Genomic DNA, 17,988 nt, shown 5'->3' on the forward strand with positions numbered 1-17,988 from the left:
AGAGGAAGCGTCCGTCGCACCGATTCATCCATGGCAATCCCCATCCGTCCTGTCGTCGCCACTCCCTCCCCGCAGGGCCAAAGACCCCACGTGCTATAGTTGCAGCCTGTTTGGACGTCCAAATCCTCATGTCGAAGCCTCTCCCCACCGCCGTCTCCGCCCTCCTCGCGGATCGAGCGGACGCCATTGCCGAAGCTGCCCGCGAGCTGGCCGCCTTCGGCTGGACGCCCGCCACGAGCAGTAACTTTTCGATGCGTATCGACGATCAGCTCGCCGCCATCACCATTTCCGGACGCGACAAGGGGCGTTTGGGTCGCGACGACATCATGGTGATCGACATGAACGGCAAGGCGGTGGGATCGGAATACCGCCCATCGGCGGAAACCGGGCTGCATACGCAGGTCTATCGACGCTTTCCGGATGCCAACGTCGTGTTGCACACCCACTCGCGCACGCAGAGCGTAGCGTCTCGGCTGTTCGCGGCGGAAGGTCGCGTGCGCCTCGAAGGCTGGGAATTGCAAAAGGCCATCGCTGGCCACACAACCCATGACAGCACGCTGGATATCCCTGTCTTCCCCAACACCCAGCACATGCCCGAGCTTGAGGCTCGTGTGGATGCCTGGATCGACGCCGGCAAGCCGTTGTACGCCTATCTCATCAACGGCCACGGCATCTACACCTGGGGCCATGACATGGCCGAAGCGCGCCGCCACCTCGAAGCCCTGGAATTCCTCCTCGGCTGCGAACTCGACCTACGGAGGCTTTCCCCATGAGTCGCCTGCGCATCTACGAAGACACCCGTCACGACACGCCCCTGGCCGTGTATGAAGACCACGCTGCTATCGCCGCGGCGTTGAACGCGGTTGGCGTGCGTTTCGAGCAATGGGAGGCCAACCAGCCGATCGCGCCCGGAGCAAGCCAGGACGAGGTCATTGCCGCGTACCGCCAGGACATCGACCGCCTTATGCGCGAGAACGGCTATCAAGCCGTTGACGTCATCAGCCTCAAGCCGGATCACCCGGACCGCGCCGCATTCCGCCAGAAGTTCCTGAACGAGCATACGCACAGCGAGGACGAAGTCCGTTTCTTCGTGGCTGGCGCTGGCCAGTTCACCTTGCATCTCGATGGCAAGGTCTACGAGGTGCTGTGCGAAAAAGGCGACCTGATCGGCGTGCCGGACGGCACGCCGCATTGGTTCGATATGAGCGAATCGCCCTACTTCGTGGCGATTCGCCTGTTTACCAACGTGGAAGGCTGGGTGGCGAAGTTTACCGGCGAGGATATTGCTGAGCGCTTCCCGCGCATGACCCCGCACACGTCGGCTTCGACTGATTTATAGACTTACGTCGGTGTTCGGCATGGAGAACGTGCCGTCTACTTCGATGCGCTTCGCGCCATCGGATCGAAATGCCGTGAAAGCGAATTTGCCCTCGACCCAAGTGCGGTCAGGGCTGAACCTGAGCTCTACGTAACCGCCGTTTGGAAAATATGGGTAGACCGCATGACCATCGAATTCGCCGTAAAACAGCATCAGGTCCGTTTTGTATAAGTCGAAATAATAAGCACCATCAACGGCCTGCTCCTCCGTATCCTTGAAACGCAGTTCGAAACCCATGGTGTCCACGACGGCACCACTGATCAACGATCCGGCGTCGAAGTAGTGAGTTTTTGGAGCCCAGCCGCCAGTGATCAGCTGCTCCCTGGCGTGTGCCGTGTCGGACACGTATTGCACCCCATTGATAGTCGCCTCGAAGGTTCCGTTCGTATCGGCGCGTGCATTCCTAGACAGCACGGTCGACGGGTCCGACAACATGTCACTTGGCTCGGAATGAACCGGACTGGCCGCAAGACCGAGCGCCAACATCGGGGTAAGTAGTGCGGATCGCCGCAGCATGCGGTGAGAAAAGAACATCGTCGTCTCCTGTTGCGTGGGGGGGGAGACTCATTCTGTTTTTCCCCGTGGGTTTAACCCATACGACGATTCTGAAAAATCGGCGTGCTTTCGGAGGAGCGCCGCAGCGACGGGAAGAGATCCGACGTTGTCGAAAATTATCTGCCTGCTGCACCCTTCTCGTGTATTGGATCGAACGGGACAGCAATGCCTGCACCAACGGCAGCCACATCGACACAACGCCCGGTTCGATATGAGCTAGTCGCCACATTGCATGGCGACTAGCTTGTTGATTAAAGGGGAAGCCGCGATGCAAAGTTCACCGGCGAGGATATCGCTGAGCGCTTCCCGCGCATGCCCCCGCACACCTCGGCTTCGACTGATTTATAGACTTACGTCGGTGTTCGGCATGGAGAACGTGCCGTCTACTTCCATGCGCTTCGCGCCATCGGATCGATATGCCGTGAAAGCGAATTTGCCCTCGACCCAAGTGCGGTCAGGGCTGAACCTGAGCTCTACATAACCGCCGGTTGTAATATATGGGTAGACCGCATGACCATCGAATTCGCCGTAATACAGCATCAGGTCCGTTTTGTATAAGTCGAAATAATAAGCACCATCAACGGCCTGCTCCTCCGTATCATTGAAACGCAGTTCGAAACCCATGGTGTCCACGACGGCACCACTGATCAACGATCCGGCGTCGAAGTAGTGACTTTTTGGGTACGGTGCGCCGACGAGCAGTGTCTCCTTGGCGTGTGCCGTGTGTGACACGTATTGCACCCCATTGATAGTCGCCTCGAAGGTTCCGTTCGTATCGGCGCGTGCATTCCTAGACAGCACGGTCGACGGGTCCGACAACATGTCACTTGGCTCGGAATGAACCGGACTGGCCGCAAGACCGAGCGCCAACATCGGGGTAAGTAGTGCGGATCGCCGCAGCATGCCGTGAGAAAAGAACATCGTCGTCTCCTGTTGCGTGGGGGGAGACTCATTCTGTTTTTACCCGTGGGTTTAACCCATACGACGATTCTGAAAAATCGGCGTGTTTTTTTGGATGAGCGTCGTAACGACGGGAGGAGAGCCGACGTTGCCGAAAATTAGCCGCCTGCGGTCGGCGCCCTTCTCGTGTATTGGATCGACGAGACAGCAATGCCCGCACCAACGGCAGCCACATCGACACAACGCCCGGTTCGACATGAGCTAGTCACCACATTGCGTGGCGACTAGCTTGTTTATTAAAGGGAAGCCGCGATGCAAAGTTCACCGGCGAGGATATTGCTGAGTGCTTTCCGCGCATGACACCTCACACCTCAGCTTCGGCTGATTTATAGACTCATTCTCCGTTTCGCATGGAGAATGTGCCTTCGACGGCGATGTCATTGGCACCGTCGTTTCGAGTAGCATTGAAAGCGAATTTACCCTCGACCCAAGTGCGGTCAGGACTGAACTTGAGCTCTAAATACCCCCCGGTCGGGGAATACATTGCCACTTCACGCTTTCCATAGTGCACCAAGAGGTCTGTTTTGTTATTTTTGTGATTGTCGAAAAAGTAAATGCGATCGACAGCGTGCTCTGAATTATCCGTGAAACGCAGCTCGAAGCTCATGGGGGTCATGTCGGAGCCACCGACGTTGTACCCAACGAAGTAGTGATGATTCGGCTCACCGGGCCAACCCGGCACCGCCCCAGCGCCTGCCTGATCGGACACGTATTGCACTCCGTTGATCGTCACATTGAAGGTTGTGTTCATTGCCGTCTCCTCGTCCGTGTGGGGAGACTCAGTTTGTTCCTGCGCAAGGGCCTAATCCATACGACTTTCAATAAAACATAGACGCATTTTCGGATGACCACTAGTCGCCACATTGCGTGGCGACTAGTTTGTTTATCGAAGGGGAAGCCGCGATGCGAAGTTCAGCGGCGAGGATATCGCCGAGCGCTTTCCGTGCATCACCCCGCACACGTCGGCTTCGACTGATTTATAGACCTAAGTCTCTGTTTGACATGGAGAACGTGCCCTCGACAGCGATGTCCTTGGCGCCGTCGCTTCGAGAAGCGTTGAAAGCGAACTTTCCTTCGACCCAAGTGCGGTCAGCACTGAACTTGAGGTCTAGGTAACCCCCGGTTGGGGAATACATTACCCAGCCGCCAAAACCGTCACGTTCTCCGTAGTCCAGCACCATGTCTTTTTTGTGCATGTCGAAAAAGTAAATGCCATCGACAATCGGCTTTGACGTATCCATGAAACTCAGTTCGAAGCTCATGGAGGTCGTGTCGGGGCCACCTGCGTTCGTTCCAACGAAATAGTGAACATTCGGCTCACCGGGCTGCCAACCGAGCAGCGCCACAGCGCCTGCTACGTCGGTCACGTGTCGCACTCCATTGATAGTCACATCGAAGGTTGCGTTCGTATCGGCGCGCGCAGTCCGAGACGGCACGGTCGACGGGTCCGATAATATGTCACTTGGCGCGGAATGAACCGGGCTGGCCGCAAGACCGAGCGCCAACATCGGGGTAAGCAGTGCGCATTGCCGCAGCATGCGGTGAGAAAAAAACAACGTCGTCTCCTGTTGCATGGGGGAGACTTATTCTGTTTTTCGGCTAGGGCTTAACCTATACGACGATTCTGAAAAATCGGCGTGTTTTCGGACGAGCGCCGTAGAGACGGGAAGAGAGCCGACGTTGTCGAAAATTATCTGCCTGCTGCACCCTTCTCGTGTATTGAATCGAGCGAGACAGCAATGCCCGCGCCAACGGCAGCACATCGACACAACGCCTCGACATGAGCTAGTCGCCACATTGCGTGGCGACTAGCTTATTTATTCAAGGGGAAGCCGCGATGCAAAGTTCACCGGCGAGAATATTGCTGAATGCTTTCCGCGCATGACACCTCACACCTCAGCTTCGGCTGATTTATAGACTCATTCTCCGTTTCGCATGGAGAATGTGCCCTCGACGGCGATGTCATTGGCACCGTCATTTCGAGTAGCATTGAAAGCGAATTTACCCTCGACCCAAGTGCGGTCAGGACTGAACTTGAGCTCTAAATACCCCCCGGTCGGGGAATACATTGCCACTTCACGCTTTCCATAGTGCACCAAGAGGTCTGTTTTGTTATTTTTGTGATTGTCGAAAAAGTAAATGCGATCGACAGCGTGCTCTGAATTATCCGTGAAACGCAGCTCGAAGCTCATGGGGGTCATGTCGGGGCCACCGACGTTATGCCCAACGAAGTAGTGATGATTCGGCTCACCGGGCCAACCCGGCACCGCCCCAGCGCCTGCCTGATCGGACACGTATTGCACTCCGTTGATCGTCACATTGAAGGTTGTGTTCGTATCGGTGCGCGCATCCCAAGACAAAACGGTCAACGGGTCCAGTGACGTCTCACTTGGCGTGGAATGAACCGGGCTGGCCGCAAGACCGAGCGCCAACATCGGGGTAAGTAGTGCGGATCGCCGCAGCATGGGTTGAAAAAAGAACATTATGTCTCCTGTTGCGTTGGGGGAGGCTCATTCTGTTTTTCCGCATGGGTTTAACCCATACGACTATTCTGAAAAATCGGCGCGTTTGGATGGGAAGGGAGCCGACGTTGTCGAAAATTAGCCGCCCGCAGTCGGCGCCATTCTCATGTATTCGATCAACGAGACAGTAAGGTCTGCACAAGCGGCAGCCGCATAGACATAACGCATGGTTCGATACGAGCTAGTCGCCACATCGCGGCGTATACCCAGTCGGACACGTAGCGCACTCCGTGATCGTCTCCTCGAAGGTTCCGTTCGTATCGGCGCGCGTATCCCGAGACACTACGAACGACGGATCCCACGACATTTCGCTTGGCGCGGAATGAACCGGGCTGGCCGCAAGACCGAGCGCCAACATCGGGGTAAGTAGTGCGGATCGCCCCAGCATGCGTTGAGAAAAGAACATCGTCGTCTCCTGTTGCGCAGTGGAGACGCATTCTGTTTTCTTCGTAGGGCTTGCCCTATAGAATTATTCTGAAAAATCGGAATATTTTCAGGCGACCGCCGTGGCGATGCGAAGGAAGCGGCGAGGATATTGCGACCGCTTCCTTTCCATGCTGCGCACACATCGGCTTTCGACTGCTCTATAGACCTAGATCGGTATTTGGCATAGCGAACGTGCCGTCAACATCGATGAGCTTGCCGCCGTCGATTCGAACTGCTGTGAAGGTGAATTTGCCCTCGACCCAAGTGCGGTCGGGGCTGAACGTCAGATCCAGGTAACCTGAAGTCGGGTGGTACGACCAGATGCGTCCACTCTCAATGTCGAATTCCCCGTAGTTCAACATCAGAGGTAGGTTGAGGGCGCCGAAATAATATCGACCGTCAACGACCTGCTCTGCCGGATCCATGAAACGCCGGACGAAGCGCATGGGGCTCGTGTGAGGACCGCCTATCGGCTCTCCGGCGTTGAAGTAGTGGTATTTCGGAACCGCGCCGTCACCGAAGTGTTCCGTGGCGGATGCCCTTTCAGACACGTAAGTCACACCATTGATCGTGGCCGTAAACGTAGCGTCCGCTTGAGTGCGTCCCATCCCGGATTGCACGGTGGGGTGGCCCAATGACACCTCGCCTGGAATCGCAAGAACCGGGCTGGCCGCAAGACCGAGTGCGACCATCGGGGTAAGCAGTGCGGATCGCCGCAGCATGCGTTGAGAAAAGAACATCGTCGTCTCCTCTTGCGTGGGGGGAGACTCATTCTGTTTTTCGGCTAGGGCTTGACCTATACGACGATTCTGAAAAATCGGAGCGTTTTCGGACGGCCGCCGTAGCGATGGGCTATTCGGTCGTTTATTCTGCCAACCTCCTGATCGAGGCTTCCCCATGTCTGACATCCGCGCCATCCTCACTGACATCGAGGGCACTACCAGCTCCATCGATTTCGTCAAGGACGTGCTGTTTCCGTATGCCCGGACGCACCTTCCGGCCTACGTCGAGACCCACGCCGACACGCCCGAGGTCCAGCACTGGCTGCACGAAGCGGCAAAGGAAGCCGGCTTCGTCGAGGCCAGCCGCACGGAAATCATCGACCTGCTCGTGCGCTGGATCGACGAGGATCGCAAGTCCACGGCGCTCAAGGCCCTGCAGGGCATGATCTGGCGCGAAGGCTACGAGTCCGGCGCCTACGTGTCGCACATGTACCCTGAGGTCGCAGCGCGGCTCCGTGCATGGCACGAACAGGGGCTTGCGTTGTACGTGTATTCGTCCGGCTCGGTACCGGCGCAGAAGCTACTGTTCGGCTACAGCGAGAACGGCGACCTCACGCCGTTGTTCTCGGGATATTTCGACACGCAGACGGGCCACAAGCGCGAGGTCGATTCCTACCGCCGCATCGCCGAAGCGATTGGCCTCCCGCCCGCGCAGGTGCTGTTCCTTTCGGACATCCGCGAAGAGCTCGACGCCGCTCGCACGGCGGGCATGCGCACCACGCAGCTCGTCCGTCCGCCGCAACCGCTGAGCGAGAACGGCCATCCTGCCGTCGCCGATTTCGATGCCATCGCACCTTGATTCCCGCCGCAAGACGGCGATCTACGTCCTGGCGTCGTTTTCCCTGGGCGCCCTGCTGACCGCAAGTCTGTTGTGGCACGGGCCGCGCCCCGCGCCGAGCCAGGCGGTCGCCCTCGAGCCTGCTGCTGCACGATCGGCGCCGGCCCAGGGGGAGCCCGCCAAGCGACCCGTGCCCCTGTCGCTATGGGGCGATATGCCCGATGGCGATACGGAAGGCGATACCGATGCGGCGGCGGCCTGGCCGGACGATGCGCCCACGCCGGAGCAGGTGTTTACCGATCAGCCCGAGGCCATGCGCAAGGCTTTGTCGCGGCTGGCTCCGCGCACGCCGGGCAAACCGAATCTCTACGCCATCGCCGTGGGCGCCGATGGGAGCGAAGACGTTTTCCGCAACGAGGCGGAATACGTCGATGCCGTGGTAGGAAAACGCTTTGGCAGCCCGGGTCATACGGTGATCCTGGAGAACAACCCGACCACACTCACCACCCGCCCGCTGGCTAGCTGGACGAATCTCGAAGCGGCACTCGGCGGTCTCGCCAAGGTGATGGACCCACGCGAAGACGTGCTCCTGCTGTACATCGCCACCCATGGTTCCAGCGACCACACCCTACTCATCGACATGGATCCGATCCCACTCGATCAGATCGACCCGGATGGTCTCGCGGATATCCTTTCGAAGCAGCCGTTTCGCTGGAAGGTCGTAGTGGTCAATGCGTGTTACTCGGGCGGCTTCGTACCGAAATTGCGCGGCGCCGGCACCCTGGTGCTCACCGCCGCACGCAGCGACCGGACCTCGTTCGGCTGCGGCGCGGATTCCGACATCACCTATTTTGGTCGGGCTTGGCTTGCCCATGGGTTAAGTGCTACACCCGACTTCATCGAGGCTTTCGGCAAGGCGAAGGCGGAGATCGCAGGCTGGGAGAAGAGGGACGCCCTGGAGCCGTCCGAGCCACAGATCGATGTGGGCGTTGGCATTGACAGCAAGCTCGAGGCTTGGCGGAAAGCGGCGCGCATCGGGCCGCCCGTGCCGTTTCAACCGGCGCACTGACGCGGCTCCTCGCCGCTATAGCGGCTCCCACACGTCAGACCGAGACGTCGAGCGAGAAGCGGTCGGCGTCCATCCAGGCAGGAAAACGCTCGCGGTGTGCCTTCAGCGGCGCCGGATCGAGCACGACGGTGACCACCTGCTCTTGCGTGCCGAGTTCCACCAGCGGCTCGCCCACGGGATCGATCACGGCACTGTCGCCGGCATAGGGCAAGTCGTTGCCATCCACACCGACGCGATTCACGCCGATGACATAGGCCAGATTTTCGATGGCTCGCGCACGCAGCAGCGTGCGCCAGGGCTGCCGACGCGGTGCCGGCCAGTTCGCCACGAACAAGGCCAGGTCGTAATCCATGCCGCCTGCGGCTTCCTCGCGGCGCCCATTGCGTAGCCACACCGGAAAACGCAGGTCGTAGCAGACCTGCGGCAGGATGCGCCATCCTTTCAATTCCACGATCAGACGCTCGTTGCCGCCACCGTAACGCGTGTGTTCGCCCGCCATGCGGAACAGATGGCGCTTGTCGTAATACGCGATCGAGCCGTCGGGCGAGGCCCAGACGAGGCGGTTGTAGACGCTGTCGCCATCACGGATGACCAGGCTGCCGGTCAGCGTGGCATTCACCTCGCCGGCCAGCGCCCGCATCCACGCAACGCTCGGGCCGTCCATCGCCTCCGCATTGTTGAGCGTGTCGTTGGTGAACCCGGAGAGGAACGTCTCCGGAAGCACGATTAGGTCGCTTGGCGCGGCGCCGCGGACGAGACGACCGTAGTACTCGCGATTGCCCGCCGCGTCGTGCCACCGGGTGGCGCCCTGGACGAGAGAAACGGTCAGAGTTTGCACAGCAGCTCCGCGGCGGCTTCCATGGTGGCGTCGTTTTTGGCGAAGCAGAGCCGGACCAGGCGCGTGTCAGGTGCGGCTTCGTAGAACGGGCTGAGCGGAATCGCGGCCACGCCGCCCTCGCGCACCAGCCACTCGCTGAAGTTGATGTCGTCGACGTCACGGATGGCGGCATAGTCCACGAGCTGGAAGTACCCCCCCGGGACATCGAGCAGCTTCAGGCGCGACGGTGCAAGCAATTCGCGGAAACGGTCACGCTTCGCCTGGTAGAACGCCGGCAGCGTCAGATAGTGCTCAGGAGTGGATTCGAGAAACGCCGCAAACGCCCACTGCGCCGGGTTGAACGTGCAGAACGTAAGGTATTGGTGCACCTTGCGGAACTCGGCGGTGAGCGCCTTGGGCGCCACGGCATAGCCAACCTTCCATCCCGTGCAGTGGTAGGTCTTGCCGAACGACGACACGACGATGCTTCGCGCCGCGAGTTCCTCGTGTCGCAGCACGCTCTGGTGTTCCTGACCATCGAACACGATGTGCTCGTACACCTCGTCGGAAAGCACCACGATGGACGTCTCGCGCACAATGGTAGCCAGTTCGTCCAGATCGGCCCGCGAGAGCACGGCGCCGGACGGATTGTGCGGCGAGTTGATCAGGATCATCCGGGTCTTCGGCGTGATCGCGTCGCGCACGCGCTGCCAGTCGATGGCGAACGTGGGCAAGGTCAGCGGCAGATGCACCGCCGTGGCGCCCTGCAGTTCGATGGCCGGCTCGTAGCTGTCGTAGCAGGGGTCGAAGACGATCACCTCGTCGCCAGCCCGCACCACGGCGGCAATGGCGGAGAAAAGCGCCTCGGTAGCACCCGACGTGACCGTGACTTCGGTATCTGGACTGACGCGATGACCGTAGAGACGCTCCGTCTTGGCCGCGATCTGCTCACGCAGCTTGGGAATACCGACGCCCGGCGCGTACTGGTTCTTTCCCTCGGCCATGGCGCGCGTGATCGCATCGCGCAGCGGCTCGGGCGGTTCGAAATCGGGAAAACCCTGGCCCAGGTTCACTGCCTTGTGTTCCAGCGCCAGTTGGCTCATGACGCTGAAGATCGTGGTGCCGACCTTGGGAAGCTTGGTATCGAGCTGCATCGAACGCCCTTATTCGTTTGGACGGCCAAACGCCGTCGACCGGGTCGATCCTATCATGCGCGCGAGGTGGATCGCCCCCGCCTGCTCCGGGTTCGCCCCAACCTTCTGACAATCCTTGACGAACTCCGCCTGCGCCTTCGGCAACCGCTCGGCTAGAAAGTCCACGAAGCTGCGGACCGCGGGCAGCAGACCACGGCGGCTGGGGTAAACGAAATGCAGCGTGCCCTGCGCCGTGGTGTACTCCGGTAGCACCCACTCCAGTTCCCCCTGGGCGATGAGCGGTGCGCAGAAGTCTTCCGGCACGAGCGCCACGCCGCAACATTGCACCGCCGCTGAAATGAGCACCGAGAAGTCGCCGCTGACGAGACGCGGCTTGACCTCCACCGCGGACTTCTTGCCGCTGGCATCCACCAGTTCCCAGACCTGAGCGCCCTCGTGCTCATACATGGACAGAGCGGGCAGCAGGGCCAGCTCGTCGAGGGATCGGGGACGACCGTTGCTCTCGAGGAACTTGGGGCTTGCCACCAGCAGGCTGCGCGCATAACCGATGCTACGCAGGACGAGCGTGGCGTCGGTATCCAGTTTCTCGCGAACACGGATCGCCACGTCATAGCCCTCACCGATGACGTCGACGCGCCGATTGGTGGCGGTAAGGCGCACCTGTACCTTCGGGTGTTCCAGCATGAACGCCGGAAGCATCGGCCCGAGCACGTTCTGCGCAAGGGAAATCGGGCAGCTCACACGGACCACGCCGCGCGGCTCGGTGCGCAGTTCGTCCACGGCATCCTGCGCCGCGCGCGCCTCTTCCAGCACCGCACGACAGTGTTGATAGAAGCGCTCGCCAATCTCGGTCACCACGAAACGGCGCGTTGTGCGTTGGAGCAGGCGCACGCCGAGGCGGTCTTCCAACTGGGCAATGCGCTTGCTCAGGCGGGATTTGGGGATACCGAGCGCCCTGCCCGCTGCCGAAAACCCGCCGTGTTCAACGACGGAGGCGAAGAAGTACAGATCGTTGAGGTCCTGCAGCGCGCCGTCCATCCCAAGCTCCGGTCGTTTCGTTTGCGAAACAATGAGTCTACTCCATGCCGACTAATCGCGGGATTGTCGCTGGCGTATCGTTTCCTCATGCCGCTACGCGGCCTATTAAGAGGAATTCCACCATGAAACTCCTGCATGTCGACGCCAGCGCCCTCGGTGCCCACTCCGTTTCCCGCGGCCTCACCGCCGCGATCGTGGACGAGTTCGTTCGTCATCATCCCGGAGTGGAGGTGACCTATCGCGACCTCCACGCGGCCCCGCTCGCCCACTGGTCGCCCACGGCCGACGAGAAGGCTACCGCGGAATCGGCGCAGGTCTTGCAGGAATTCCTCGACGCCGACGTCGTGGTGCTTGGCTCGCCGATGTACAACTTCAGCATCGCCAGTTCGCTGAAGGCGTGGATCGATCGCATCACCGTGGCAGGCACGACCTTCCGCTATACCGCGAATGGCCCCGAAGGCCTGGCCGGCGGCAAGCGCGTCATCGTGGCTTCGTCGCGCGGAGGTATCTATACCGAAGGCGCAGCCAGCGCGATGGACTTCCAGGAGCCTTACCTGCGCGCCCTGTTCGGCTTCCTTGGCGTGACCGATATCGAGTTTGTACGCGCCGAAGGGCTGGCCATGGGTGACGAGCGCAAGGCTCAAGCCGTCGATGGCGCCACCGCAAAAATCGGCAGCCTGCTTCGCAAGGCCGCCTGATCGAAACGAAAGGGCCGCGCGTCGCGCGGCCCTAGGGATGCTCTGAACACGTTAAGGGGAATTCTGCTTCCCGGGCTTTTCCGTCGGCATGTTCTGATCTTCCTGCGGATGCCCCTCGCCGGGCACCTTCGGTTTGCCGTGGGAGGGCTTGGGATTGTCTTCCCGGTATCCGGGGCTTTGTTGTTTGCCGTCGTTGGTCATGCGTTCACTCCGGTCGTTCAGGGTCGCTGCTGGCAAGCGGCATGGCCGCACTCGCAGGCGCTGCCTACGTTCTGGCTCTCTGCCGCCATGCGGCAACTCTCGCTGCAGTAGTCGCTCGATACCGGTACCCGGCAATGGCAACCTGCATGGTCGCAGGGCTTGTCGTCTTTCATGCGTCGGTTCCTCCACATGGCATGCGGAAAGCGTGCGCGGCGTGGCGTCTATTTTTCGTTACCGGCAGGCATATCGGCCGACACATTGAGCACAGGCGCCTCTGCCCAGCCGTGCGCCTCGATCATCAGCCCGCTGAGCGTGCGCACGTCCTGGAGGTTGTGTTCCGCCACACGGACCAGATCGGTCGACGAACCTCCGCGCAGGTAGGTGAGCCACGCGCGCGGCGCCTCCGATCCCGGCAGGTCGTCCTCACGCACGATGCGCAACAGCTTCCGCTCCGCCGTCTGCATGCGGCAGTTCTCCCACACGTGCCGATAACGTCGACGCATGGGATGCAACAGGTCGACGTGGGTCAGCCCCTGCAAGGGATTGGAAAGCCGCGCCAGCCGATAGCGCGTGGCAAGCAGCGGCGCGTCATACGATTTCCCGTTGTAGCTCACGAGCACCGTGGCTACGTGTATCCACTCGGCGAATGCGCGCAACATGGCCGTTTCAGCTGCCATGGTCGTGATGTAGAGCTGACGGACACGCAGCGCGCCATCGTGCCAGTCCGCTGCGCCGATCATGAAGGCGCGGGTACCCGTGCCGCCGGCGAGACCCGTGGTTTCCGTATCGAAATGCAGCAGATCTTCCCGCCGGGCGCGGGTAAGACGCGCGAACGAGAGATCGAGTTCGGCGGGCGGCTCGGCCCAGGCGAAACGTTGCTCGAGATAACGCAGCCCGGGGGCAATCTCTTCGCCGGGCACGTCACGCGACAGCGGTCGTGACGACACCGCACGCGGCTGCCCCAGGCGTTCGCGAACGCCCGCCATGCGACGCAACGCCGCCAGGTCGACACCACGATGCGCGGGGACCGATGCGGTCGTTGCAGCGAGCTTGGGCGGCGCGGGCGTCTTGCCCGTGCCGGCTCCTGCCTGTTTGCGCAACGCGGCGAGCCGCGAGGCAAGCTCGCTCATGCGCCCGCCCCGAGCAGCCGCAGCACACGCGTGGCAAGGTTGCGCGGCGTTTCCTCGCGACCTTCGTCCGCCGCGAGCACCGGCCCGACACACCCCGGACAACCCGCCTTGCAGGCACAGCCTTCTACGGTCGCCAGCGCATGCGCCAACAGCTCGGACGCGCGGCGGAACAGCGGTTCACTGAGGCCCACGCCACCGGGGAAGTTGTCGTAGAGATAGACGGTGGGCAGGAAACGCTCCAGCGCATCGGGCAGCGCGGCCGTGCCATCGTCGGCGCGCAGTTGCCCGCGTCCGGCGGCATCCACCTGCGCCGACCAGCCGCCGTCGCCCGAGCCTACCGCCTTCTGCAGATCGCGCGGCTCGGCCATCACGGCCACGATCGCCGCCGTATGCAACGCGTACGCCGCGCCGAGAAAGCCGTCCAGCGCGTGCTGGCGCGAGCAGAAGGCCTCATCGAGCACCGTCTGCGGTAGCTGCCACCAGACGGCCGTGGAATGCAGTTCCTGGTCGGGCAGGTTGACTGGACCATAACCGATGTTTTCGTGCGTGTAGTAGCGAATCTTCTTGTAACCCGACACGCGCCGGACCACATGCACCTCGCCATGCCTTGCACTGCCCTCGCCGGATCGCGTGCCGTCGAAGCATTCCAGCTCCTTGAGCTTGGTGTAGTCGATGGCGTCGGTGTAGTAATCGACGCGAGTACGTGTGCAATACGCCTTGCGCCCGTCCCAGTCGAGCTTTTCCACTTGGTACGGCACCGACTGGATCATGTGGATGGCACCTTCGTACAAGGTGAGCGCCGCCGCCGAGTAGTCCACCTCCGCGATGATCGTCTGCCGGCCTTCGGTACGATCTACCACCACGAAATTACCGTCCGCCACCGAACGCAGGCTCACCGCAATGGCCGGGTAACTGTCGGCGATCCACTCCCAGCGCTCGCCTTCGCGATGCAACACTTCCGACTCGGCCAGCACCTGCAGGTACGGACCCGCATCGTCGGGGCCGAAAGCATCGCCATCGAGGAACGGCAATTCGAAAGCGGCACAGCGGATGTGATCGAGCAGAATCAGCGGCTGGTCGGGCTGTATCCGTGCATGCTCGGGGCTGGCCTCGGTAAGAAAGGCGGGATGACGCATGAGGTACTGGTCCAGCGGCGCACTGGTCGCCACCAGCACCCCAAGCGAAGGCTGCTGCCGACGCCCGGCACGACCGAAGCGCTGCCAGGTGGCCGCAATGGAACCCGGATAACCATTCAGCACCACCGCATCCAGGCTGCCGATGTCGACTCCGAGTTCGAGGGCGGACGTGGAAACGATGCCATCGACGTTGCCGGCGCGCATCTCGCGCTCGACCTCGCGGCGCTCCGTGGGCAGGTAACCACCGCGGTAGGCGCGGATGCGCGGGGGTTTGCGCGTGTCGTGATCGAACACGTCTTTCAGGTACTTCGTCAGCACCTCGACCATCAGCCGCGACTGCGCGAAGACCAGGGTCTTCATCTTCGCCTTGATCGCTACGCGCGCGATGAGGCTCGTCTGCGACCTCGCCGATGCACGCAGACCGAGGTCAGGGTTGATCACCGGCGGGTTCCACAGCAGCACGTGGCGATCGCCAGTGGGCGCGCCGCTGCGGCTGACGGTCACGACTTCGTCCTCGATGAGCGCCTGGGCATGTTCGGTGGCGTTGCCGATCGTCGCCGAGCAGAGCACGAACTGCGGGCGCACACCGTAGAACGCACAGATGCGCTTCAGGCGGCGCAACACGTTGGCAAGGTGCGAACCGAATACGCCGCGATACGTGTGGATCTCGTCGATCACCACGTAGCGAAGGTTCTCGAAGAACTGCGCCCACTTGGTGTGATGCGGGAGGATCGCCTGATGCAGCATGTCCGGGTTGCTGACCACCACGTCGCCATGCAGCCGGATCGCCTGACGAGCGTCTCCCGGGGTGTCGCCATCGAAGGTGAAAGCCTTGACGCCCAGGTCGCCCGCACGATTGATTTCGAGCAACTCGGCGACCTGATCTTGCGCCAGTGCCTTGGTCGGAAACAGGTACAAGGCCTTGGCACCTGCCTCCAGCACCGAGGAGATCACCGGCATCGTGTAGCAGAGTGTCTTGCCCGATGCCGTCGGCGTCGCCACGAGCACGTGCTTTCCGTCGCGGGCTGCGGCCCAGGCTTCCTGCTGATGGCTGTACAGGCGTTCGATGCCCCGGGCGGCAAGCGCGCGCCCCAGACCCGCCGGCATGTCCTCGGGCAGTGCCGCAAAATCTCCCTCTCGGCCGAAGACGGTAAAGGCGGAGCACACGCGGTCGCCGTACTTGTCGGTGAGGCGATGCGCCAACGTGCGGCCGTCGTGCGCCGTGGCGAGCACGCCATCAGCCTCGTCGGCGCGAAGAGCTTTGAGGTAGGCGGCCATGGAAAATACCGGGCAACAGAGGGGCGCCCGTTATCGCGACACGCCGTCTCATATCCTGCGACGACGCGTTAGAAAGCCGCGGCGACGGCTAGGCGTCCTCGTCGTCGGTGCCGGCCGGGGCCAGATGCCACGCGCCCGCTTCGTCCTCGACCTTGATCTCCACGGCATGGCCCGCCTGGTGGCGAATGGCCGCCGTCAGCGCCAGCGCGTGGCGCATCGCCTCGTCGCGGGTGGCGAACTGCCCAACGAGATCGGCGTTGCGCCGCAGGCTCCATTGCCCGCGAGACGACGCATTGAACGGTACATAGAGGATCGTGCGCTGCAAGGATGCCGCTCCGTGGGAAAGGCCCCCTTGGCCTTTGTGGGCACGAAGCTAGGTAGACGTCCGTCGCGAGCGCGTTATGGCGAAGTCGCCATAGCGGTCACGTCACGGGGTGCACACGCGCCTCGACTCGGCCAGCCAATGCGCATGCCGGGAGCCTTTTTCCATGGCCGCGTCCACGGCGGACCGCTCGTCTTCGAACTCGTCGAGCAGCGTGATCATGACGAAGTCGCGTGGCCCGGCCTGCGCGGCGGGTTCGACGATGTACGCCGCTTTCCAGCCGCCGACGGGCGTCTTGAGCGTACGCACCTCCACGGAATACTGGCCAACGATACGTCGATGCACGATACGACTCCCCAGGTTGTCGCCGTGGCGGCGGCTCGATTCTCGCGCCGCCGTCAGCGAAATGACAAGCGGTGTCAGGCCTTCGGTGCCGCCTCGGCGGTCAGGCCTTCGCCGCTGGCGGGGATCGTAAAGGTGCGCGATTCGCCCTGCCCGACCGTCGCGTCCACGTCCACGCGGTCGCCACTGCACGAACCATGCGGCTGCATGCCCAGCTTGCGCGCGCCAGCCGGCACATGCAGCGCGAGCTGCTCACCGATCTCCATGTCGGCCACGACCTTGTCGTCGACGTAGATGGCGCTGGAACAGCCGCCGCCCCAAAGGCCCTGAGCGCGTACCACGGTCAGCATGGCGTCGCCGCCGTTGGGATCCTGCAGGCCGAAAACGGTGCTGGACGGCACGTCATGCAGGCCCACGTGACGTTCGTTGCGGTTAGCGGCGCAGCCGGCGAGCAGGACCAGACCGGCAAGGGCGATGTAACGCATGGGGAAGCTCCTCGGGGAAGAACGAAAGGATTTGCCGAATATTGTCGATGAAGAGTGAAAAATCGAGTCACACAGTCGTCTGGAACCCTGCCACGAAGGCCGCGACGACGCTAGACTCTGCGCCATGACCGTGAAACCCGCCCATGCGCCTACTGCTCTCGTCTTCGACCGTGCCCACATGGTGGCGGAGACCGTGGCCATGGTCCTTACGGATGCCGGCTACCAGGCTCGGGCCACGGTAACGTACCGCGATGCCAAGCGGGCGTTCCACGAATTGCCGGAACTGTCTCTCATGGTGATCCACGCGGACACGCCGGGCGAGCGACGCGGCACCGCCCTGCTGCAGGCGGCACTCAGGGAACGTCCGTCGACGGCCATCGTCGTGGTGTCCAGCCGCCTGCCTCAGGATCTGGAGCCCTTCCCGCTATCCGCGGTGTTTCTGGAGAAGCCGTTCGATCGCGCCCAGCTGCTGGACGCCGTGGAACGGGCCCGGGAATCGCGTCCCCGGGCATAGCGTTTCCGCGAGACGTCAGCCTCGCGACCGGGCATCAAAGGCAGGAAATGGCCTCGTCGCGGAAGCGGCTGTCGTAGTCGCCCTTGCCCTTCTGGATTTCGTACATCACCACCTGGGCACCGGCGCCGTTCGCGGTCACATCCAGGCGCTCGTGCTTGCCATCGTCGTTCGCGGTGACGCGGCCCTTGTCGTCCTTCGCATCGCCCTTGGCGTCTTTCGCCAGCGCCTGCCACTTCGGCTCCACGCATTGCACATAGGCCGTCACGCTCTTGCCCGTCTTGCTGCTGAGCTTGGGCAGGGTGTCGGTCATGCCGCTGGTGGCGCAGCCGGCGAGGAGGGTGCAGGCGGCGATCGCAAGAACGTGTTTCATGCTGGATTCCAGGGTGAAGGTCCGGGAATTCTA

General features: G+C 61.9%; 23 protein-coding genes. 6 read left to right on the forward strand and 17 right to left on the reverse strand.

The window, feature by feature from the left end; all coding sequences use genetic code 11:
- Positions 1 to 128 precede the first annotated feature (128 nt).
- Together IM816_RS09695 and IM816_RS09700 are read left to right on the forward strand one after the other, a co-directional pair.
- Positions 129 to 773, forward strand: coding sequence for a methylthioribulose 1-phosphate dehydratase (locus tag IM816_RS09695; protein ID WP_250337908.1), 645 nt, complete (start codon positions 129 to 131; stop codon positions 771 to 773).
- Entirely contained in the window at positions 770 to 1,339 is a 570-nt protein-coding gene (locus IM816_RS09700) for a 1,2-dihydroxy-3-keto-5-methylthiopentene dioxygenase (RefSeq protein WP_250337909.1), read from the forward strand. The genes IM816_RS09695 and IM816_RS09700 overlap by 4 nt, the downstream gene beginning before the upstream one ends.
- Here the strand turns inward: IM816_RS09700 and IM816_RS09705 are convergent.
- From IM816_RS09705 to IM816_RS09730, 6 genes are all read right to left on the reverse strand, one after another.
- Complete coding sequence (locus tag IM816_RS09705) at positions 1,334 to 1,912, reverse strand: hypothetical protein (protein WP_250337910.1); 579 nt, start codon at positions 1,910 to 1,912, stop codon at positions 1,334 to 1,336. The genes IM816_RS09700 and IM816_RS09705 overlap by 6 nt on opposite strands.
- 363 nt (positions 1,913 to 2,275) lie before the next feature.
- The gene (locus IM816_RS09710) at positions 2,276 to 2,854 is read right to left on the reverse strand and encodes a hypothetical protein (protein WP_250337911.1); all 579 of its coding nucleotides are present in this window, start codon (positions 2,852 to 2,854) and stop codon (positions 2,276 to 2,278) included.
- A gap of 373 nt (positions 2,855 to 3,227) precedes the next feature.
- Positions 3,228 to 3,644, reverse strand: coding sequence for a hypothetical protein (locus IM816_RS09715; protein WP_250337912.1), 417 nt, complete (start codon positions 3,642 to 3,644; stop codon positions 3,228 to 3,230).
- A 226-nt stretch (positions 3,645 to 3,870) separates the two neighbouring features.
- Positions 3,871 to 4,467: a hypothetical protein gene (locus IM816_RS09720; RefSeq protein ID WP_250337913.1), complete on the reverse strand. Its 597-nt coding sequence runs from the start codon at positions 4,465 to 4,467 to the stop codon at positions 3,871 to 3,873.
- A gap of 345 nt (positions 4,468 to 4,812) precedes the next feature.
- Entirely contained in the window at positions 4,813 to 5,376 is a 564-nt protein-coding gene (locus IM816_RS09725; RefSeq protein WP_250337914.1) for a hypothetical protein, read from the reverse strand.
- A 623-nt stretch (positions 5,377 to 5,999) separates the two neighbouring features.
- Complete coding sequence (locus IM816_RS09730; protein WP_250337915.1) at positions 6,000 to 6,581, reverse strand: hypothetical protein; 582 nt, start codon at positions 6,579 to 6,581, stop codon at positions 6,000 to 6,002.
- Between the two features lie 157 nt (positions 6,582 to 6,738).
- Between IM816_RS09730 and mtnC the strand changes: the two genes are divergently transcribed.
- Positions 6,739 to 7,422 carry an acireductone synthase gene (mtnC, locus tag IM816_RS09735; protein WP_250337916.1) on the forward strand — a complete coding sequence of 228 codons (684 nt, stop codon included), beginning with the start codon at positions 6,739 to 6,741 and terminating at the stop codon, positions 7,420 to 7,422.
- Positions 7,406 to 8,470, forward strand: a complete 1,065-nt coding sequence (locus tag IM816_RS09740; RefSeq protein WP_250337917.1) for a C13 family peptidase — start codon at positions 7,406 to 7,408, stop codon at positions 8,468 to 8,470. Before mtnC ends, IM816_RS09740 begins: the two co-directional genes overlap by 17 nt.
- A gap of 34 nt (positions 8,471 to 8,504) precedes the next feature.
- Here IM816_RS09740 and IM816_RS09745 read toward each other — a convergent pair whose 3' ends face one another.
- Genes IM816_RS09745 through IM816_RS09755 form a run of 3 tightly spaced genes read right to left on the reverse strand, consistent with a single transcriptional unit; the run spans position 8,505 to position 11,479 of the window.
- Complete coding sequence (locus IM816_RS09745) at positions 8,505 to 9,308, reverse strand: amidohydrolase (RefSeq protein ID WP_250337918.1); 804 nt, start codon at positions 9,306 to 9,308, stop codon at positions 8,505 to 8,507.
- Positions 9,296 to 10,441 (reverse strand): pyridoxal phosphate-dependent aminotransferase, encoded by a 1,146-nt coding sequence (locus IM816_RS09750; protein WP_250337919.1) that lies wholly within the window; start codon positions 10,439 to 10,441, stop codon positions 9,296 to 9,298. The genes IM816_RS09745 and IM816_RS09750 overlap by 13 nt, the downstream gene beginning before the upstream one ends.
- 9 nt (positions 10,442 to 10,450) lie before the next feature.
- Positions 10,451 to 11,479 (reverse strand): LysR substrate-binding domain-containing protein, encoded by a 1,029-nt coding sequence (locus IM816_RS09755; RefSeq protein WP_083527277.1) that lies wholly within the window; start codon positions 11,477 to 11,479, stop codon positions 10,451 to 10,453.
- A gap of 122 nt (positions 11,480 to 11,601) precedes the next feature.
- On the opposite strand from IM816_RS09755, the gene IM816_RS09760 reads away from it, so the two are divergent.
- Positions 11,602 to 12,177, forward strand: coding sequence for an FMN-dependent NADH-azoreductase (locus IM816_RS09760; RefSeq protein ID WP_250337920.1), 576 nt, complete (start codon positions 11,602 to 11,604; stop codon positions 12,175 to 12,177).
- 51 nt (positions 12,178 to 12,228) lie between these two features.
- On the opposite strand, the gene IM816_RS09765 is transcribed toward IM816_RS09760, so the two are convergent.
- From IM816_RS09765 to IM816_RS09795, 7 genes are all read right to left on the reverse strand, one after another.
- The gene (locus tag IM816_RS09765) at positions 12,229 to 12,378 is read right to left on the reverse strand and encodes a hypothetical protein (protein ID WP_177257362.1); all 150 of its coding nucleotides are present in this window, start codon (positions 12,376 to 12,378) and stop codon (positions 12,229 to 12,231) included.
- Between the two features lie 17 nt (positions 12,379 to 12,395).
- Positions 12,396 to 12,551 (reverse strand): hypothetical protein, encoded by a 156-nt coding sequence (locus tag IM816_RS09770; protein WP_250337921.1) that lies wholly within the window; start codon positions 12,549 to 12,551, stop codon positions 12,396 to 12,398.
- A gap of 48 nt (positions 12,552 to 12,599) precedes the next feature.
- Positions 12,600 to 13,508 carry a ribonuclease H-like domain-containing protein gene (locus IM816_RS09775; RefSeq protein WP_250337922.1) on the reverse strand — a complete coding sequence of 303 codons (909 nt, stop codon included), beginning with the start codon at positions 13,506 to 13,508 and terminating at the stop codon, positions 12,600 to 12,602.
- On the reverse strand, positions 13,505 to 15,922 hold the full coding sequence (locus IM816_RS09780; protein WP_250337923.1) for a DEAD/DEAH box helicase: 2,418 nt from the start codon (positions 15,920 to 15,922) through the stop codon (positions 13,505 to 13,507). Before IM816_RS09780 ends, IM816_RS09775 begins: the two co-directional genes overlap by 4 nt.
- 88 nt (positions 15,923 to 16,010) lie before the next feature.
- On the reverse strand, positions 16,011 to 16,247 hold the full coding sequence (locus tag IM816_RS09785) for a hypothetical protein (protein WP_072321078.1): 237 nt from the start codon (positions 16,245 to 16,247) through the stop codon (positions 16,011 to 16,013).
- Positions 16,248 to 16,349: 102 nt separating this feature from the next.
- On the reverse strand, positions 16,350 to 16,589 hold the full coding sequence (locus IM816_RS09790; RefSeq protein ID WP_250337924.1) for a hypothetical protein: 240 nt from the start codon (positions 16,587 to 16,589) through the stop codon (positions 16,350 to 16,352).
- A gap of 74 nt (positions 16,590 to 16,663) precedes the next feature.
- Positions 16,664 to 17,071, reverse strand: a complete 408-nt coding sequence (locus tag IM816_RS09795) for a hypothetical protein (protein WP_250337925.1) — start codon at positions 17,069 to 17,071, stop codon at positions 16,664 to 16,666.
- Positions 17,072 to 17,195: 124 nt separating this feature from the next.
- Here IM816_RS09795 and IM816_RS09800 point away from each other — a divergent pair, with 124 nt between their 5' ends.
- Positions 17,196 to 17,585 carry a DNA-binding transcriptional response regulator gene (locus IM816_RS09800; protein WP_072321081.1) on the forward strand — a complete coding sequence of 130 codons (390 nt, stop codon included), beginning with the start codon at positions 17,196 to 17,198 and terminating at the stop codon, positions 17,583 to 17,585.
- A 34-nt stretch (positions 17,586 to 17,619) separates the two neighbouring features.
- Here the strand turns inward: IM816_RS09800 and IM816_RS09805 are convergent, their stop codons facing one another.
- Positions 17,620 to 17,955, reverse strand: a complete 336-nt coding sequence (locus IM816_RS09805; RefSeq protein WP_072321082.1) for a hypothetical protein — start codon at positions 17,953 to 17,955, stop codon at positions 17,620 to 17,622.
- Between the last annotated feature and the right edge of the window lie 33 nt (positions 17,956 to 17,988).

Source organism: Luteibacter flocculans, assembly GCF_023612255.1.
Lineage (GTDB): Bacteria > Pseudomonadota > Gammaproteobacteria > Xanthomonadales > Rhodanobacteraceae > Luteibacter > Luteibacter flocculans.

What these genes read in the sequence shown, in the direction of transcription:
- IM816_RS09695 (WP_250337908.1), top strand. Translation starts at nt 129, where the DNA reads ATGTCGAAGCCTCTCCCCACCGCCGTCTCCGCCCTCCTCGCGGATCGA.
- IM816_RS09700 (WP_250337909.1), top strand. Translation starts at nt 770, where the DNA reads ATGAGTCGCCTGCGCATCTACGAAGACACCCGTCACGACACGCCCCTG.
- IM816_RS09705 (WP_250337910.1), bottom strand. Translation starts at nt 1,912, where the DNA reads ATGTTCTTTTCTCACCGCATGCTGCGGCGATCCGCACTACTTACCCCG.
- IM816_RS09710 (WP_250337911.1), bottom strand. Translation starts at nt 2,854, where the DNA reads ATGTTCTTTTCTCACGGCATGCTGCGGCGATCCGCACTACTTACCCCG.
- IM816_RS09715 (WP_250337912.1), bottom strand. Translation starts at nt 3,644, where the DNA reads ATGAACACAACCTTCAATGTGACGATCAACGGAGTGCAATACGTGTCC.
- IM816_RS09720 (WP_250337913.1), bottom strand. Translation starts at nt 4,467, where the DNA reads ATGCAACAGGAGACGACGTTGTTTTTTTCTCACCGCATGCTGCGGCAA.
- IM816_RS09725 (WP_250337914.1), bottom strand. Translation starts at nt 5,376, where the DNA reads ATGTTCTTTTTTCAACCCATGCTGCGGCGATCCGCACTACTTACCCCG.
- IM816_RS09730 (WP_250337915.1), bottom strand. Translation starts at nt 6,581, where the DNA reads ATGTTCTTTTCTCAACGCATGCTGCGGCGATCCGCACTGCTTACCCCG.
- mtnC (WP_250337916.1), top strand. Translation starts at nt 6,739, where the DNA reads ATGTCTGACATCCGCGCCATCCTCACTGACATCGAGGGCACTACCAGC.
- IM816_RS09740 (WP_250337917.1), top strand. Translation starts at nt 7,406, where the DNA reads ATGCCATCGCACCTTGATTCCCGCCGCAAGACGGCGATCTACGTCCTG.
- IM816_RS09750 (WP_250337919.1), bottom strand. Translation starts at nt 10,441, where the DNA reads ATGCAGCTCGATACCAAGCTTCCCAAGGTCGGCACCACGATCTTCAGC.
- IM816_RS09755 (WP_083527277.1), bottom strand. Translation starts at nt 11,479, where the DNA reads ATGGACGGCGCGCTGCAGGACCTCAACGATCTGTACTTCTTCGCCTCC.
- IM816_RS09760 (WP_250337920.1), top strand. Translation starts at nt 11,602, where the DNA reads ATGAAACTCCTGCATGTCGACGCCAGCGCCCTCGGTGCCCACTCCGTT.
- IM816_RS09765 (WP_177257362.1), bottom strand. Translation starts at nt 12,378, where the DNA reads ATGACCAACGACGGCAAACAACAAAGCCCCGGATACCGGGAAGACAAT.
- IM816_RS09770 (WP_250337921.1), bottom strand. Translation starts at nt 12,551, where the DNA reads ATGAAAGACGACAAGCCCTGCGACCATGCAGGTTGCCATTGCCGGGTA.
- IM816_RS09775 (WP_250337922.1), bottom strand. Translation starts at nt 13,508, where the DNA reads ATGAGCGAGCTTGCCTCGCGGCTCGCCGCGTTGCGCAAACAGGCAGGA.
- IM816_RS09780 (WP_250337923.1), bottom strand. Translation starts at nt 15,922, where the DNA reads ATGGCCGCCTACCTCAAAGCTCTTCGCGCCGACGAGGCTGATGGCGTG.
- IM816_RS09795 (WP_250337925.1), bottom strand. Translation starts at nt 17,071, where the DNA reads ATGCGTTACATCGCCCTTGCCGGTCTGGTCCTGCTCGCCGGCTGCGCC.
- IM816_RS09800 (WP_072321081.1), top strand. Translation starts at nt 17,196, where the DNA reads ATGACCGTGAAACCCGCCCATGCGCCTACTGCTCTCGTCTTCGACCGT.
- IM816_RS09805 (WP_072321082.1), bottom strand. Translation starts at nt 17,955, where the DNA reads ATGAAACACGTTCTTGCGATCGCCGCCTGCACCCTCCTCGCCGGCTGC.